Source organism: Bacillus sp. CCNWLW194 (genome assembly GCF_037120585.1).
GTDB classification, from domain to species: Bacteria; Bacillota; Bacilli; order Bacillales; family Bacillaceae_G; genus Bacillus_A; species Bacillus_A basilensis.
Genome location: NZ_JBBBBL010000011.1, coordinates 76,126 through 91,332, shown reverse-complemented (window position 1 = coordinate 91,332; position 15,207 = coordinate 76,126). Strand labels below are relative to the sequence as shown.

Here is a 15,207-nt window from a genome sequence, read left to right as displayed (position 1 = left end):
TCATTAAGTGAACCTTTTCGCCCAAATGTTTGTACGAAATAGTTTGGGCGGAAGGCTCATTTTGGTAAAATATATAATAAAGTAAAATGAGGCTTTTGGGAGGTATAATTGTATGTCAAAAAAAGTACATGAATTTAATGATATGATACGAAAACTTCGAAAAGAACTTTTCGGAAAAGGGCCAGAACGAATTCATACTGTTTTTGCAGAAAACATGGCGATCGCGACTCTTTATGGAAACTTAACACCTACTGAAAAATTCATTTCAAGTACGATGGACGGTGCGGAAATGGTCCATATGGCTAGAACGAAAATGATTCAAGAAGTATATGCTGCGAATTCCCGTGAACATTTGGAGGAACTTGTTGGAGCGAAATTAGTGAACCTATTTTCAGATATGAAAGTAGAAGAAGATATTGCAGTTTCGGTATTTGTTTTTGATAAAAATATAACGTGAGAGAAGGATACTGATCGTGAAACCGATACAGGTAGAAAGAGAAATCTTTCGTTATGAGCAAGGGGCGTTTAAACATATAGAGGACAGCATTGTAACAGAGTTTCCAGTCACGATTAAAATGAACGGACAGGAGTTTGTTACAATGGTTAGTACTCCAGAATATATAGAAGATATGGTAATAGGCTTCTTAGCATCTGAAGGAATCATTCGGAAGTATGAAGATATTGATGACATATGGGTGCAAGAGAAAGAAGGATTTGTACATGTCACGACGGCAAAAGTAAATCCGTATTACGAACAAATGCAAAATAAACGTTATATTACTTCATGCTGTGGTATGAGTAGACAAGGATTTGTCTTTGCAAATGATGCATTAAGCGCAAAGAAAATGAATGGCGTGCATGTACAAGTTACTGCAGAAGACTGTTTTCGATTAATGAAAGAAATGCAGCAATCTGCTGAGACATTTCGTCATACAGGGGGCGTTCATAATGCGTCTTTGTGCGATGTGAATGGTATTATTTTAAGTCGAATGGATATCGGAAGGCATAATGCGTTAGATAAAATTTACGGTTATTGCTTAAAAAATAATATTTCTATAAGAGATAAAATCATTGTTTTTAGTGGTCGTATTTCTTCGGAAATATTATTGAAAGTTGCAAAAATTGGTTGTGAAATTATATTGTCAAAATCAGCTCCAACTGAGTTGGCTTTGCAGCTAGCAGAAGAATTAAGTATTACTACGATAGGATTTATTCGGAATCAATCCTTAAATGTATATACGCATCCAGAGCGTATTTTAAATATAAAATAAGTAAAAGCGAGGCAATAAATATGAAATCTTTCACATTAGACAAACTACAACGTCCTTTAAAGGATTTACGTATTTCTGTTACTGATCGCTGTAATTTTCGCTGTCGTTATTGTATGCCAGAAGAAATATTTGGTCCTGATTATTCGTTTTTGTCTAATGATAAAATTTTATCTTTTGATGAAATTGAAAGAATAACACGTATTTTCGTTTCTTTAGGTGTACGAAAGCTACGAATTACAGGTGGAGAACCGTTACTTCGAAGAGGGCTTCCAAAGCTTATCGAGCGCCTTAATAAAATAGATGGTGTGGAGGATATCGGCTTAACAACCAATGGATCGTTACTTAAAAAGTTTGCTCCTGATTTATATAAGGCGGGTTTATCACGTGTGACAGTTAGTTTAGATTCCTTAGAAGAAGAGCGTTTTTTCTATTTAAATGGTAATAGAAGCAAAGTACAAAGGGTTCTGGAAGGAATACAAGCTGCAGCTGAAGTTGGTATGAAAATTAAAATAAACATGGTCGTTCAAAAGGGGAAAAACGAACAGGACATCTTGCAGATGGCGCAATACTTTAAGGAAAATAAGCATATTCTTCGTTTTATTGAGTATATGGATGTTGGAAATTATAACGGTTGGGAGTTAAAAGAGGTTGTCTCTAAACAAGAAATAGTAGATGCGATTCATCAAGTTATGCCATTAGAACGGATAGAAGCGAATTATGCAGGTGAGGTTGCGACTCGCTATCGTTATATTGGAAGTGATGAAGAAATAGGTATTATTTCATCAGTAACAGATTCCTTCTGTTCCTCATGTACGAGAGCACGTATTTCTGCAGAAGGAAAATTATATACGTGTTTGTTCGCTTCTAAAGGAAATGACTTGAGAGAACTGCTTCGATCTGACTACACTGACGAGGAAATAACAGATATCGTACGCGACATATGGAACAACCGAGAAGATCGTTATTCAGATGAACGCTTAAGTAATAGTAATAAAAAAGCTATGCCTAAAATTGAAATGTCACATATAGGTGGTTAATATAAAGTTGACATAAAAGTGAAAAATGGAAGGTGTACAAGAATTGTAGATTTTCTATTTTATAGTAAAAGTGATGATTGATCTCTCTGTAAAAGATGTGCAGAGAAATTAAGCAGCATTCAAAAACCTTTATTTTGAAGAGGTTTTTTGAAGCTGCTTTTTTATTTGGAGAAAATGGAGGAATTAGTAATGGCATTTCATAAACCGGAACAAATTGCTGAGCTTGTCATTGAGGCCGGTGTTCAAAAAGTAAGTCAGACCTTGCCAGCAATGCTTATTCTCGGTTTTTTAGGAGGAGCATTTATTTCGCTCGGTTTTTTACTTAACATTCGCGTTTTAGGTAATTTACCTGAGCGCTGGGGGAGTTTAGTAAATGTTTTAGGAGGAGCGGTTTTTCCTGTTGGACTCATGTTGGTCGTATTAGCAGGAGGAGAATTAATTACCGGAAATATGATGTCAATGTCTATGGCGCTTTATGCAAAGAAAATTACATTGGTCAGTGTGCTGAATAACTGGATTTGGATTACTTTCATGAATTTTGTAGGAGCTATTTTCGTAGCGTATTGTTTCGGCCATCTTGGCGGATTAACAGAGGGGGATTATTTAAATAAAACAGTAGCGATAGCGGAAGGCAAGTTACATGAATCTTTTGGAAGAACTTTAATTTTAGCAATTGGGTGTAATTGGCTCGTTTGTTTGGCGCTTTGGCTCGCTTATGGGACAAGTGATTTTGTCGGAAAAATAATCGGAATTTGGATTCCAATTATGGCATTCGTAGTGATTGGATTTCAGCAAGTAGTAGCAAATATGTTTGTCATCTCAGCAGTTATTTTTGCAGGTCATCTGACGTGGATGGATCTTGCTAGAAATTTTGTTCCTGTTTTTATTGGAAATGTAATTGGAGGAGCTGGATTTGTTGGATTTGCTTACTTCTCTTGTTATCAAAAACAACATTCTAATATGAAATAGAGTTCGTGAGAGGGAGGGTATGTAATGGCTGAGCGGTATTCACGACAACAGTTGTTCAAACCAATTGGGAATGGAGGGCAAGAAAAAATTAGAAATAAACATGTGTTAATTGTAGGAGCAGGCGCATTAGGAAGTGCAAGTGCTGAAAGTTTCGTACGTGCAGGTATTGGCAAGTTGACGATTATTGATCGTGATTACGTTGAATGGAGTAATTTACAAAGACAACAATTGTACTCTGAAGAAGATGCGAGAGAGAAATTGCCAAAAGCAATTGCTGCTAAAAATCGGCTAGAAAAACTTAATTCGGAAGTACAAATAGATGCTTTCGTAATGGATGCATGTGCAGAAAACTTGGAAGGACTATTAGAAAATGTTGATGTAATAATTGATGCAACAGATAATTTCGATATCCGATTTATAATAAATGATTTATCACAAAAACATAATATCCCGTGGGTATATGGTTCTTGCGTTGGCTCGTATGGTATGAGTTATACAATTATTCCGCAAAAGACACCGTGTTTACATTGTGTGCTGAAGAACATTCCAGTTACAGGTGTGACGTGTGATACAGCTGGAATTATTAGCCCGACTGTACAAATCGTCGCAGCATATCAGGTGGCGGAAGCACTCAAAATTTTAGTAGAAGATTTTTCAACTATTAGAAAACCATTTTTCATGTTTGATATATGGAGTAATCAAAACCATTTTATAAAACTAGGGAAAATAAAAACAGACGCTTGTCTCTCATGTGGTTTGAATCGAACTTATCCTTATTTATCATACGAAAACCAAACGAAGGTAGCTGTTTTGTGCGGAAGAAATACAGTTCAAATTAGACCGGTAGAAAATAGACAGTACAATTTTGATGATATAGAAAAAGTATTAAGTAAACTAGGAAAAGTAGATCGGAATCCGTATTTACTATCTTGCCAAATAGATGAGTACCGCGTTGTTATTTTTCGAGATGGTCGTGTTTTCATTCATGGTACAAATGATATTTCGAAAGTGAAACAATTATATTATCGCGTATTCGGTTAATAGAAAGGGTTGTCAATAATGGAAAGAAGAGTGCCAATTACGGTTGAAGACGCTGTTCGTAAAGTAATGGGATTTGCTCATAAAGGATTAAAGGAGCTACTACCTATTGAATTAGCTTATGGACGTATATTAGCAGAGGATTTAGTAGCTGACCATGATGTACCTTCATTCAATCGTTCCCCGTATGACGGATTTGCTATTAGAGCAGAAGATACGAATTTAGCAAGTTATGAAACGCCAATTGTATTTGAAGTAGTGGGTGAAATTGGTGCAGGATCGCTATTCGATGAGAAAGTAGGTCCGTTTCAAGCAGTTCGAATTATGACGGGAGCACAGATTCCGAATGGATGTGATGCAGTTGTTATGCTAGAGCTGACTCGTCAATATGAGGAGGCTGGCAGTAAGTATATGGAATTGAAGCGGTCATTCAAAGCGGGCGATAATATTTCTTTTCAAGGTGAAGATGCTCGTAAAGGAACGGTTCTTGCAAAGAAAGGAACATACATTCATCCAGGTATTTCAGCTCTTCTTGCTACGTTCGGGTATAGCGAGGTGCCAGTTGCGAGAAAGCCTGTAATTGGACTATTAGCGACTGGCAGTGAATTACTGGATGTAAACGATTCATTACAGCCAGGGAAAATCCGAAATAGTAATACGTATATGATATTGTCTCAAATTCGAAGAGCAGGCGGAAGAGTAAAATATTTTGGGAAGTTTAGCGATGATTTTCATACGTGTTTTACGGCTGTAAAAGAAGCATTAAGCCAAGTAGATATGCTCATTACAACAGGTGGTGTATCAGTAGGGGATTACGATTATTTGCCAGCTATATATGAAAAATTAGGTGCATCAGTTCTTTTCGATAAAATTGCAATGCGGCCAGGAAGTGTTACGACTGTAGCGCAATTAAATGGCAAGTTATTATTCGGTTTATCAGGAAATCCATCTGCTTGTTACGTAGGATTTGAATTGTTTGTAAGACCTTGTATTCGAACGTATATGTTTAGTGAAAAAGCACATGTAAAAAGAGAAAAAGCGTTATTAGGAGAAGACTTTTTAAAGCCAAATCCATTTACAAGGTTTGTACGAGGAAAACTAACATATAACGAAGGGCAGTTAATCGCTTATCCGTCAGGGTTTGATAAATCTAGCTCAGTTTCTTCTCTAGCAGAGACAAATATATTTATTGTACTTCCAGGTGGTACGAGAGAGTATAAAAAAGATATGTTCGTAGATGTTCTCTTGTTGGAAGATAACGAAGGTAGTGAATGGCCTTGGACATTTTATAAAGTGAGAGGTGATTCTAATGGGACAAGTGCTATTTGAAATTGTCGATATACCGATTGTAGTTGAAGAAGTAACGAATAAAGTCGCAAGAAGAGAAGCAGGTGCGATTACAACTTTTATTGGTACAGTGAGAGAATTAACAAAAGGAAAACGAACGCTACATTTAGAGTATGAAGCATATAAACCGATGGCAGTAAAACAACTTACGAGAATTGGGGAAGAAATAAATGAAAAGTGGCCGGACGCAAAAGTAGCAATTACGCACCGAGTAGGACGGCTAGAAATAATGGATATTGCGGTAGTCATTGCAGTTTCATCACCACATCGTAAAGTAGCTTATGAAGCGAATGAATACGCGATTGAACGTATAAAACGAATCATCCCAATATGGAAAAAAGAATTTTGGGAAGATGGAACGATGTGGATTGGAGATCAACTTGAAAATACACCTTATCCAGAAGGAAAACCGAAGAAGGAAGAATGAGAAGATGATTACAATTTTACTGTTCGCAAATTTGCGTGAGGAAGTCGGATTAGATCAATTAGTAATTTCCGAGAAACAAGAAATGACAGTTCAGCAATTAAAGGGATGGCTCAAAGCAAACTATTGTTTACAATCGCTTGATAGAGTGATGGTGGCTATTAATGAAGAGTTTGTAACGAATGAAGAGATGATAAAAGCTGGAGATATAGTCGCATTAATCCCGCCCGTTAGCGGGGGGTAATAAGGATTTGTAAGATGTTGTATATAAATTAGAATTATGAGAAGGGATGAGTTCTATGATTACTCAAGAACAAATAATGAATGCGTTAAAACATGTGGAGGATCCAGAGTTACACAAAAGTATTGTAGAATTAAATATGGTTAGAAATATACAAATGAATGGAACAGAGGTTAAACTTGAAGTAGTGCTAACGATTCAAGGTTGTCCGTTAAAAGCAAAAATTCAACAAGATGTGGAAGAGTCTCTTCAGGCAATTGGCGCCTCTAAAGTGGATTTGACATTTGGTTCTATGACACAAGAAGAACGAGCTGCGCTAACAGAGAAGTTAAAGAAAAATAGTAGAACAGAAACTGGTATGCCGAGCATGCTTCGCCCTGATTCAGGGGTACGATTTATTACTGTAACGAGCGGAAAAGGTGGAGTTGGCAAATCAACGGTGACAATTAATCTTGCAACGGCTTTAGCTCGTATGGGCAAAAAAGTGGGGATATTAGATGCAGATATATATGGTTTTAGTATTCCAGCTATGATGGAAACGAATCAAAAACCAACGATGATTGATCAAACAGCAATTCCAGTCATTAGTCACGGTGTTAAAATCATGTCGATGGGATTTTTTACAGAAGGAAATAACCCGGTTATGTGGCGCGGACCGATGTTAAATAAATGGATTCAAAATTTCCTTGCGAATACGCACTGGGGAGAATTAGATTATTTACTGCTTGATTTACCACCAGGTACAGGAGATATTGCCATTGATGTTGCAGCTATGATTCCGCAGGCGAAAGAAATTATCGTTACAACACCACACAATGTAGCTTCATTCGTAGCATTTAGGGTGGGGGTAATGGCAAAACATACGAAACATGAGATTTTAGGTATTGTGGAAAATATGGCTTATTTTGAAGAACAAGATGGATCGAAAAATTACCTTTTTGGAAAAGGCGGTGGTGAAATGTTAGCAGAACAATTGCAAACGGAAGTAATCGCACAAGTACCTTTTGCAAAACGGGAAGAAAATAACGGTTCATCTGTATATGATGAAGATTCTCTTGTTGGAGAAGTGTTTACAACGTTAGCGGAAGATATTATTTATAAAGGATAGAGGAGGAATTTTTTTATGGGGTGTAATATTGATCATTCTATTGAAGATGTAATGAATAAGCTTGAAAGTCAAAAGAGTTTTTTACCGGAAGTGATTTTTAAAGAGGTAAAGGGATTTTTGCAAGGTAATCATTCGCAGGAAATATTAAATGTTGTCTTTCATCTTCTAAAAAAGTATGACTTAGTTAGTGAAGAAGAAAGAGAGACGAGAAATACTCAATTATTGCTGATTATAAAATAAATACGCTTTGGCTTTTGTTTTGTAACAGGAGGGGTAAATGTAATGAATATGAAGAAGATGATTGAAACGATAGAAGCAACAAAAATGACTGGAGAAGAATTATCGATTGCTCATTTACATCAAAAGCTTGTAAAGTTATATAGTCAAAAAAATGTAACTGATTATACGGAGTTATTAAAATATATTTTATCATTATCCGTGCAGCTGGATTTACATTTCGTATTGAAATATTTTGGTATGCGACCGGTTGTTGCTACAGATGAGCGTATGCAATTTCAAGAGATATTTAAATGCTTAGCTAAGAAAGACGATAATGGGGAATGGTTTTTAAATTTTGTTTCTTTATATGTAGGGCTAATTGTAGTTCTTCATTTTGATGAAAAAGAGATTGAGAGAAGTTTTTTCGATGCTATAGTAGTGGGGGAAGTAAATGAAATATAAGATTCTGCTCATAACATCTTTCTATTTAATTGCTATAACTGCGATTTTAATTGGTTATATAAATATGAAGGTAACGAATTAAAATAGTTTGATAAAAACTGTTCTTCAGTTGTTTCCATCGTTTTTTCATGTTACCATTAAGCGAATTTTTCATAGGGAGAGAAAGCGATGAAATGGATTTATTTTATTATTATTAACGTTATAGCTTTTAGCCTTATGGGGCTTGATAAACGAAAAGCGAAGAAGAAACAGTGGAGAACGCCAGAAAGTACGTTGTTTTTATCAGCAGCAGCTGGTGGCGCAGTTGGTGCTTGGATCGGTATGTATATGTTTCACCATAAAACTCATAAAAAGAAATTTGTTTTCGGTATACCGTTACTTGTCGTTATCACAGTATGTTTACTTTTTGCTGTATGAGAAATGTCGAAAGAATTGCAGAGTGATTATTGGTAAAGTGAGCACGTGGGACCGTATAATGGAGAAAAACGAGAAGAGGAGAAAAGGAAGATGGGGAGTCAATCAGCACAGCAACAAAAAGGGATCATATATGCGGCTGGTGCTTATACGATGTGGGGAATCCTACCAATCTATTGGAAATGGGTTGAGGAAGTTCCGGCCGATGAAATATTAGCGCATCGCATCGTTTGGGCGTTCGTTTTTATGTTACTTGTATTAGGTGTTACGAAGAGATTTCGCCAGTTTATTGGGGAGTTCGTGAATCTTTTTAAACGACCTAAATTATTAATGTCATTAACAATAGCTTCAGTCTTGATTAGCGGAAACTGGTTTGTCTACATATGGGCCGTTAATCATAATCATGTCATTGAAGCAAGTCTTGGATATTATATTAATCCGCTTATTAGTATTTTACTTGGTACAGTCGTTTTAAAGGAAAAGTTAAACTTTTGGCAATATGTTGCAGTTGGTTTAGCTGGATTAGGGGTTATCATTTTAACAGTACGTTTCGGGGCTATTCCGTGGGTTTCTCTATCACTTGCCTTTTCATTTGGGTTATATGGATTAACGAAAAAATTGTTAAACTATGATGCCACAATTGGACTTACGATGGAAACGATGTTAGTAACGCCGTTTGCGGTTATTTATCTCATTATGACAGGAGTACATGGCTTCGGTTCATTTGGATCTATTTCCATGTTATCGACGTTACTTTTAATAGGAGCAGGTATCGTTACAGCATTACCACTTTTTTATTTTGCAAAAGGAGCACAACTTATTCCGCTTTATATGGTAGGATTTTTACAATATATTGCACCAACGATTAGTTTAATTTTAGGTGTATTCGTATTCGGTGAACATTTCACATCTACTCATATGATGGCATTTTTCTGTATATGGGTTGCGTTATTTGTATTTTCGGTAGCGAAAACAAAGTTCTTAGTACAGAAACAACCGAAATTTATAAAAAATAAATCAGCAAAAGTATCATAATGCGTAGTATTTTCTACGCATTTTTCTTTATACTTATATTATATAGAATTTCCATTATAGTCAGTGAGGAGCTGAGAACGTGGAAACAATTTTACATAATGATCCGCTTATGGCCGCTGTAATTTCGTGGTTTTTAGCACAGTTTACGAAAGTCATTTTTAAATTAGTCAAAACGGGCGAATTTGATTTTGCAAAGTTTTTCGCTTCAGGTGGGATGCCAAGTTCTCATGCTTCAACTGTGACAGCGCTCGCGACAGGTGTTGGCGTTGTGGAAGGTGTGGAAAGTACCATATTTGCTGTTGCTGCTATTTTTGCAATCATTGTTATGTATGATGCTTCAGGAGTAAGGCTTGCAGTAAGTAAACAGGCGAAAATATTGAATGAGTTTTTTCACGGTAGACAAACAGAATATAAGAAGTTAAATGAACTTGTCGGGCATACACCGTATGAAGTAGTAGTCGGTGCCTTATTAGGGATTATTGTCGGGGTAGGATATTGTTTATGAGCAGAACATTTTATATGTTCTGCTTTTCTTTGTTTTCATACATATTCAGCGACTTTTTTGAATATCGTTATACGGATTTCGAAAGGGTGGGTGAGTAACTTGCTATTATATGAAAAAGTGCATGAAGAAATAGTAAGAAGAACAACTGCACTTCAAACGATGCAACGGCAAGATGGTACGTGGCGGTTTTGTTTTGAAGGAGCTCCATTAACAGATTGCCATATGATTTTTTTATTAAAATTATTAGGTAGAGATAAAGAGATAGAACCGTTTGTAAAAAGATTAGCATCACTCCAAACAAATGAAGGAACATGGAAATTGTATGAAGATGAAGTGGGTGGTAATTTATCTGCTACAATTCAATCTTATGCTGCCTTGCTTGCTTCGGAAAAATATACAACAGAAGATACGAATATGAAGCGAGCGGAAATGTTTATAAATGAGCGTGGCGGGGTAGCGCGTGCTCATTTTATGACGAAGTTTTTATTAGCAATTCACGGAGAGTATGAATATCCTTCGTTCTTTCATTTACCAACACCAATCATGTTTCTACAGGATGATTCCCCCTTCAGTATATTTGAATTGAGTAGCTCAGCACGTATCCATTTAATTCCGATGATGCTGTGTTTAAATAAAAGATTTCGAGTAGGGAAAAAGTTATTGCCAAATTTAAATCACATTGCGGGCGGAGGCGGAGAATGGTTTCGGGAGGATCGGTCTCCGTTATTTCAAACGTTATTAAGTGATGTAAAACAAATTATATCGTATCCACTTTCGTTACATCATAAAGGATATGAGGAAGTCGAACGGTTTATGAAAAAGCGTATTGATGAAAATGGAACGTTATATAGTTACGCAACTGCCTCGTTTTATATGATTTATGCTTTACTCGCGTTAGGACATTCTCTTCAATCATCAATGATTCAAAAAGCGATAACTGGGATAACGTCTTATATATGGAAGATGGAAAGAGGAAATCATTTGCAAAACTCTCCGTCAACTATATGGGATACAGCTTTACTCAGTTATGCTTTGCAAGAAGCTCAAGTTCCGAAAGCAAGTAAAGTGATTCAAAATGCATCAGCGTATTTACTAAGAAAACAGCAAACAAAGAAAGTAGATTGGAGTGTACATGCACCGGATCTCTTCCCAGGTGGTTGGGGCTTTTCGGATGTGAATACGACGATTCCAGATATTGATGATACAACTGCTGTGTTAAGAGCATTGGCGCGAAGTAGAGGGAACGAAAATGTAGAAAATGCTTGGAAGCGAGCGGTTAATTGGGTTAAAGGATTGCAAAATAATGATGGTGGTTGGGGAGCTTTTGAAAAAGGGGTAACGAGCCGTATATTAGCAAATTTACCAATCGAAAATGCGAGTGATATGATTACAGATCCTTCTACACCAGATATTACAGGGAGAGTGCTAGAGTTTTTCGGGACGTATGGACAAAACGAATTGCCTGAGAAACAAAAACAAAGTGCGATAAATTGGTTAACGAATGCACAAGAGGAAAATGGATCGTGGTATGGGAAATGGGGGATTTGTTATATATATGGTACGTGGGCGGTTATGACTGGTTTACGGTCACTAGGAACTCCATCTAGCAACCCATCATTAAAACGAGCCGCTTTATGGCTTGAACATATACAGCATGAAGATGGTGGCTGGGGAGAATCTTGCCACAGTAGTGTGGAGAAAAGGTTCGTTACTTTACCATTTAGTACACCATCCCAAACAGCATGGGCGTTAGATGCCCTCATTTCTTACTATGATAAAGAAACGCCAGTCATTCGAAAAGGTATTTCATATTTGCTCTCCAACCCTTATGTAAATGAAAAATATCCTACTGGAACAGGCTTGCCAGGTGGGTTTTATATTCGTTATCATAGTTATGCTCATATATATCCGTTGCTTACTTTGGCTCATTATGCAAAAAAATATAGAAAATAAACCGAGAGATGTCTCTCGGTTTATTTTGTTGGGTAGTAGGTCCCTTTTGAAAAGAATAAGGTTGTGATGTACCTTATTTTTCGGTTGATTGGCGTTTTTGACGTGCATCAGCGGCATTTGCACGTGCGTTTGCTTCTAAGTCATTGTGGTCAGCGAGTTCGCGAGAGAACTCAACATCAATGCCATCAGTTGCTTTGCTTTGTTTGAAATTCTTTTTGTTCATTCGACATAATCTCCTTGCACTTTATGCGACGTTGCAAAGTTAGTTTGACACAAATAGACTTTTTTATACAAAGAGGAATTGGAAAGCAAAAAGCCGAAATATACAGTATAAGTAATAGAAATGGGGGATAGGAATGGAGTTTTTAAATGGGAAAACAGCTGTTGTAACAGGAGCTGCACAGGGAATTGGAAAAGAGATTGCAAGGGTTTATGCAAAACTAGGGGCGAAAGTATTAATTAGCGATGTAAATGAAGAGAATCTACAAAAAACGACAAGTGAGTTATCAGATGAAGGATATGAAGTGTGCTCATATCGATGTGATGTGAGTAATCAAAATGAAGCAAAGTCGTTAATTGAATATGCGGTTCAAAAATTTGGTACATTACATATTTTGGTGAATAATGCTGGGATTACAAGAGACGCAATGTTACATAAAATGGAGAAGTCTGCTTGGGAACAAGTATTACAAGTGAACTTAACTGGAGTTTTTTATTGTATGCAACCAGCGCTTCTTTACATGAGACAACAAGGGTATGGACGCATTATTAATATATCTTCAATTAGTAGAGAAGGAAACATAGGTCAAGCAAATTATGCGGCTACAAAGGCAGGAGTTGTCGGTTTAACGAAAACAGCAGCGAAAGAAGTTGGAAGCTTCGGTATTACTTGTAATGCGATTTGTCCGGGTTTTATGGATACAGATATGACAAAAACGATACCAGATAAAGTGAAAGAAAAGATGGTTGGTGCTATTCCAGTTGGTAGAATTGGAACGCCAGAAGATATTGCGAACGCAGCAGCTTTTTTAGCATCAGAATACGCATCTTATATTACAGGTGAAGTATTAAATGTGAGCGGAGGACTGCAAGTTTAAAGGAATACATAATGAAAAGAACCTGACCAGGTAGGTCAGGTTCTTTCTCATTAATTTAAGTTAAGCCAAACGCTCTTTACTTCTGTATAGTTATTTAATGCGTAAGATCCCATTTCACGGCCAAGACCGGATTGTTTAAATCCTCCAAATGGAGATGCTGCATCAAAGACGTTATAACAGTTTACCCATACTGTACCTGCACGTACTTTACTTGCAACATAGTGTGCTGTTTTAACATTTTCTGTCCACACACCAGCCGCTAAGCCGAATTGTGATTTATTTGCACGTTCAATTACTTCATCAATATCGTTAAACGGTATTGCAGAAATAACTGGACCGAAAATTTCTTCTTTTGCGATCGTCATTTCATCATTTACGTCAGCGAATACTGTAGGAGAAACGAAGTAGCCTTGATCGAATGGATTACTTCCTCCGCATAGTACTTCAGCTCCTTCTTCAATCCCTTTTTCAATGTAGCCCATTACACGTTTTTGTTGTTCTTCAGAAACGAGAGGACCAATTGTTGTTTCAGGGTTAAGACCGACACCTTGATTTAGTTTTTTAGAATAGAGGACGAGATCAGCCATGACATTATCATACATTTTCTTCGGAACAAATAAGCGTGACCCAGCAGAGCATACTTGTCCTTGGTTAAACATAACACCAGAAAGTGCACCAGGAATCGCGCGAGATAAATCAGCATCTGGCAAGATGATATTTGGTGATTTACCGCCTAATTCAAGTGTAACGCGTTTTAATGATTCGGATGCTTGTCGCATAATTTGTTTACCGACAGGAGTAGAACCGGTAAATGCAATTTTATCAACGAGTGGATGATTAACGAGAGCTTGTCCAGCTGATTCACCGAATCCAGGTACGATATTAATAACACCTTTCGGGAATCCAGCTTCTTCAATTAATTCAGCTAAGTATAGAGCAGATAGTGGAGTTTGTTCTGCAGGTTTTAAAACGATTGTACATCCTGTAGCAAGCGCTGCTCCCATTTTCCACATTGCCATAAGAAGCGGGAAGTTCCAAGGGATAATTTGACCAACGACACCAACAGCTTCATGGCGTGTATAGTTAAAGTAATCACCGGAAACAGGAATTGTTTGACCAACGATTTTCGTAGCCCATCCAGCGTAATAGCGCATATGCTCAATTGCAAGTGGTATGTCTGCTGCCATTGTTTCACGGATTGGTTTTCCGTTATCTAATGTTTCGAGCTGTGCAAGCTCTTCTTTATGTTCTTCCATTAGATCAGCCAACTTGTACATGAGACGGCTTCGCTCAGCAGTGCTCATACGAGACCAAGGACCTTCGTCAAAAGCCATACGAGCTGCGACTACAGCTTTATGAATATCTTCGCGACCAGCTTCAGAAACGACGGCAAGTGTTTCACCAGTTGCTGGGTTAGGTGTTTTAAATGTTTTACCGGAAGCGCTTTCAATGAAAGATCCATTCACATATAACTTTTTTGTACCTTGAAGAAACTTTTCTACCTTTTCATGAAGATTTACAGCTAGTTGACTCATTGTATAACCCCCTTGAAAATATAATGTAAACGCAGTACGAGACGGCGCTTATTCCGAAATCAAGGATGTGGAAACTAGATGGAAAGCCTCTAATTAAAATCATAATTAATAAATACTGAAAATTCAAATTTCATTTGTGTTACAATTGTAAAAAATATGTAATGTAAGAGAAGCTTCTATATGATTATAAAAAATCCTGCTTGTTTTTGCTTTCTAGTAGGAAAAACTAGAAGAACAATGGTACAATAATACATCGTGAGAGGAGGGGGAAAAATGAAAGATTATCATGATGATCCACGCTTTAGAATAGCCCATAGAGAAGCGTTAATTGGTCTTGGACTTGCTATTATTAATTTTATAATATGGTACGGATTTGCTTATGGGCTTGGTAGTAAAGATCCGAGTGAATATACATATGTATTAGGTTTTCCCGCATGGTTTTTTTATAGCTGTATCGTTGGATTTATCGTTATGGTTATTTTACTTAGTTTAGTTGTTCGTTTTGTATTTCAAGATATTTCACTCGATGAGGAAGAAAAAAGTGAGGAATAA

At 36.9% G+C, this 15,207-nt stretch carries 19 protein-coding genes; 17 read left to right on the top strand and 2 right to left on the bottom strand.

Annotation, left to right across the window (positions count from 1 at the left end; translation table 11 throughout):
• The first annotated feature begins 112 nt into the window (after positions 1 to 112).
• From V7S50_RS23215 to V7S50_RS23145, 15 genes are all read left to right on the top strand, one after another.
• The gene (locus V7S50_RS23215; RefSeq protein ID WP_000039582.1) at positions 113 to 457 is read left to right on the top strand and encodes a DUF2294 domain-containing protein; all 345 of its coding nucleotides are present in this window, start codon (positions 113 to 115) and stop codon (positions 455 to 457) included.
• A 16-nt stretch (positions 458 to 473) separates the two neighbouring features.
• Entirely contained in the window at positions 474 to 1,271 is a 798-nt protein-coding gene (fdhD, locus tag V7S50_RS23210) for a formate dehydrogenase accessory sulfurtransferase FdhD (RefSeq protein ID WP_242255169.1), read from the top strand.
• A gap of 20 nt (positions 1,272 to 1,291) precedes the next feature.
• Complete coding sequence (moaA, locus tag V7S50_RS23205) at positions 1,292 to 2,308, top strand: GTP 3',8-cyclase MoaA (RefSeq protein ID WP_242255171.1); 1,017 nt, start codon at positions 1,292 to 1,294, stop codon at positions 2,306 to 2,308.
• Positions 2,309 to 2,497: 189 nt separating this feature from the next.
• The gene (locus tag V7S50_RS23200) at positions 2,498 to 3,277 is read left to right on the top strand and encodes a formate/nitrite transporter family protein (RefSeq protein WP_242255173.1); all 780 of its coding nucleotides are present in this window, start codon (positions 2,498 to 2,500) and stop codon (positions 3,275 to 3,277) included.
• 24 nt (positions 3,278 to 3,301) lie between these two features.
• Positions 3,302 to 4,318 (top strand): molybdopterin-synthase adenylyltransferase MoeB, encoded by a 1,017-nt coding sequence (locus tag V7S50_RS23195; RefSeq protein ID WP_242255175.1) that lies wholly within the window; start codon positions 3,302 to 3,304, stop codon positions 4,316 to 4,318.
• Between the two features lie 18 nt (positions 4,319 to 4,336).
• Positions 4,337 to 5,644, top strand: a complete 1,308-nt coding sequence (gene moeA, locus V7S50_RS23190; RefSeq protein WP_242255176.1) for a molybdopterin molybdotransferase MoeA — start codon at positions 4,337 to 4,339, stop codon at positions 5,642 to 5,644.
• The gene (gene moaE, locus V7S50_RS23185; RefSeq protein ID WP_242255178.1) at positions 5,625 to 6,089 is read left to right on the top strand and encodes a molybdopterin synthase catalytic subunit MoaE; all 465 of its coding nucleotides are present in this window, start codon (positions 5,625 to 5,627) and stop codon (positions 6,087 to 6,089) included. The genes moeA and moaE overlap by 20 nt, the downstream gene beginning before the upstream one ends.
• Positions 6,090 to 6,093: 4 nt before the next feature.
• On the top strand, positions 6,094 to 6,330 hold the full coding sequence (gene moaD, locus V7S50_RS23180) for a molybdopterin converting factor subunit 1 (protein ID WP_242255181.1): 237 nt from the start codon (positions 6,094 to 6,096) through the stop codon (positions 6,328 to 6,330).
• Between the two features lie 55 nt (positions 6,331 to 6,385).
• Positions 6,386 to 7,435: a P-loop NTPase gene (locus V7S50_RS23175; protein WP_242255183.1), complete on the top strand. Its 1,050-nt coding sequence runs from the start codon at positions 6,386 to 6,388 to the stop codon at positions 7,433 to 7,435.
• A gap of 15 nt (positions 7,436 to 7,450) precedes the next feature.
• Positions 7,451 to 7,675: a group-specific protein gene (locus V7S50_RS23170; RefSeq protein ID WP_242255185.1), complete on the top strand. Its 225-nt coding sequence runs from the start codon at positions 7,451 to 7,453 to the stop codon at positions 7,673 to 7,675.
• A 42-nt stretch (positions 7,676 to 7,717) separates the two neighbouring features.
• Positions 7,718 to 8,116 (top strand): hypothetical protein, encoded by a 399-nt coding sequence (locus tag V7S50_RS23165; protein ID WP_242255187.1) that lies wholly within the window; start codon positions 7,718 to 7,720, stop codon positions 8,114 to 8,116.
• Between the two features lie 168 nt (positions 8,117 to 8,284).
• Positions 8,285 to 8,533, top strand: a complete 249-nt coding sequence (locus tag V7S50_RS23160; protein WP_016086864.1) for a DUF1294 domain-containing protein — start codon at positions 8,285 to 8,287, stop codon at positions 8,531 to 8,533.
• Positions 8,534 to 8,623: 90 nt separating this feature from the next.
• Entirely contained in the window at positions 8,624 to 9,565 is a 942-nt protein-coding gene (gene rarD, locus V7S50_RS23155) for an EamA family transporter RarD (RefSeq protein WP_063221240.1), read from the top strand.
• A 79-nt stretch (positions 9,566 to 9,644) separates the two neighbouring features.
• Positions 9,645 to 10,070 (top strand): divergent PAP2 family protein, encoded by a 426-nt coding sequence (locus V7S50_RS23150; protein WP_063221239.1) that lies wholly within the window; start codon positions 9,645 to 9,647, stop codon positions 10,068 to 10,070.
• A 99-nt stretch (positions 10,071 to 10,169) separates the two neighbouring features.
• Positions 10,170 to 12,023 (top strand): terpene cyclase/mutase family protein, encoded by a 1,854-nt coding sequence (locus V7S50_RS23145; protein WP_242255189.1) that lies wholly within the window; start codon positions 10,170 to 10,172, stop codon positions 12,021 to 12,023.
• A 73-nt stretch (positions 12,024 to 12,096) separates the two neighbouring features.
• On the opposite strand, the gene V7S50_RS23140 is transcribed toward V7S50_RS23145, so the two are convergent.
• On the bottom strand, positions 12,097 to 12,246 hold the full coding sequence (locus V7S50_RS23140) for a YfhD family protein (RefSeq protein ID WP_001035815.1): 150 nt from the start codon (positions 12,244 to 12,246) through the stop codon (positions 12,097 to 12,099).
• Between the two features lie 133 nt (positions 12,247 to 12,379).
• Between V7S50_RS23140 and fabG the strand changes: the two genes are divergently transcribed.
• Complete coding sequence (fabG, locus tag V7S50_RS23135; protein ID WP_242255191.1) at positions 12,380 to 13,120, top strand: 3-oxoacyl-ACP reductase FabG; 741 nt, start codon at positions 12,380 to 12,382, stop codon at positions 13,118 to 13,120.
• Between the two features lie 50 nt (positions 13,121 to 13,170).
• On the opposite strand, the gene dhaS is transcribed toward fabG, so the two are convergent.
• Positions 13,171 to 14,655: an aldehyde dehydrogenase DhaS gene (gene dhaS, locus V7S50_RS23130; RefSeq protein ID WP_000080279.1), complete on the bottom strand. Its 1,485-nt coding sequence runs from the start codon at positions 14,653 to 14,655 to the stop codon at positions 13,171 to 13,173.
• A 273-nt stretch (positions 14,656 to 14,928) separates the two neighbouring features.
• Here dhaS and V7S50_RS23125 point away from each other — a divergent pair, with 273 nt between their 5' ends.
• Positions 14,929 to 15,207 (top strand): YhdT family protein, encoded by a 279-nt coding sequence (locus tag V7S50_RS23125; protein WP_000656237.1) that lies wholly within the window; start codon positions 14,929 to 14,931, stop codon positions 15,205 to 15,207.

Excerpts from the sequence above, each read along its gene's own strand:
- V7S50_RS23215 (WP_000039582.1), top strand. The coding sequence starts at position 113 with ATGTCAAAAAAAGTACATGAATTTAATGATATGATACGAAAACTTCGA.
- moaA (WP_242255171.1), top strand. The coding sequence starts at position 1,292 with ATGAAATCTTTCACATTAGACAAACTACAACGTCCTTTAAAGGATTTA.
- V7S50_RS23200 (WP_242255173.1), top strand. The coding sequence starts at position 2,498 with ATGGCATTTCATAAACCGGAACAAATTGCTGAGCTTGTCATTGAGGCC.
- V7S50_RS23195 (WP_242255175.1), top strand. The coding sequence starts at position 3,302 with ATGGCTGAGCGGTATTCACGACAACAGTTGTTCAAACCAATTGGGAAT.
- moeA (WP_242255176.1), top strand. The coding sequence starts at position 4,337 with ATGGAAAGAAGAGTGCCAATTACGGTTGAAGACGCTGTTCGTAAAGTA.
- moaE (WP_242255178.1), top strand. The coding sequence starts at position 5,625 with ATGGGACAAGTGCTATTTGAAATTGTCGATATACCGATTGTAGTTGAA.
- moaD (WP_242255181.1), top strand. The coding sequence starts at position 6,094 with ATGATTACAATTTTACTGTTCGCAAATTTGCGTGAGGAAGTCGGATTA.
- V7S50_RS23175 (WP_242255183.1), top strand. The coding sequence starts at position 6,386 with ATGATTACTCAAGAACAAATAATGAATGCGTTAAAACATGTGGAGGAT.
- V7S50_RS23170 (WP_242255185.1), top strand. The coding sequence starts at position 7,451 with ATGGGGTGTAATATTGATCATTCTATTGAAGATGTAATGAATAAGCTT.
- V7S50_RS23165 (WP_242255187.1), top strand. The coding sequence starts at position 7,718 with ATGAATATGAAGAAGATGATTGAAACGATAGAAGCAACAAAAATGACT.
- V7S50_RS23160 (WP_016086864.1), top strand. The coding sequence starts at position 8,285 with ATGAAATGGATTTATTTTATTATTATTAACGTTATAGCTTTTAGCCTT.
- rarD (WP_063221240.1), top strand. The coding sequence starts at position 8,624 with ATGGGGAGTCAATCAGCACAGCAACAAAAAGGGATCATATATGCGGCT.
- V7S50_RS23140 (WP_001035815.1), bottom strand. The coding sequence starts at position 12,246 with ATGAACAAAAAGAATTTCAAACAAAGCAAAGCAACTGATGGCATTGAT.
- fabG (WP_242255191.1), top strand. The coding sequence starts at position 12,380 with ATGGAGTTTTTAAATGGGAAAACAGCTGTTGTAACAGGAGCTGCACAG.
- dhaS (WP_000080279.1), bottom strand. The coding sequence starts at position 14,655 with ATGAGTCAACTAGCTGTAAATCTTCATGAAAAGGTAGAAAAGTTTCTT.
- V7S50_RS23125 (WP_000656237.1), top strand. The coding sequence starts at position 14,929 with ATGAAAGATTATCATGATGATCCACGCTTTAGAATAGCCCATAGAGAA.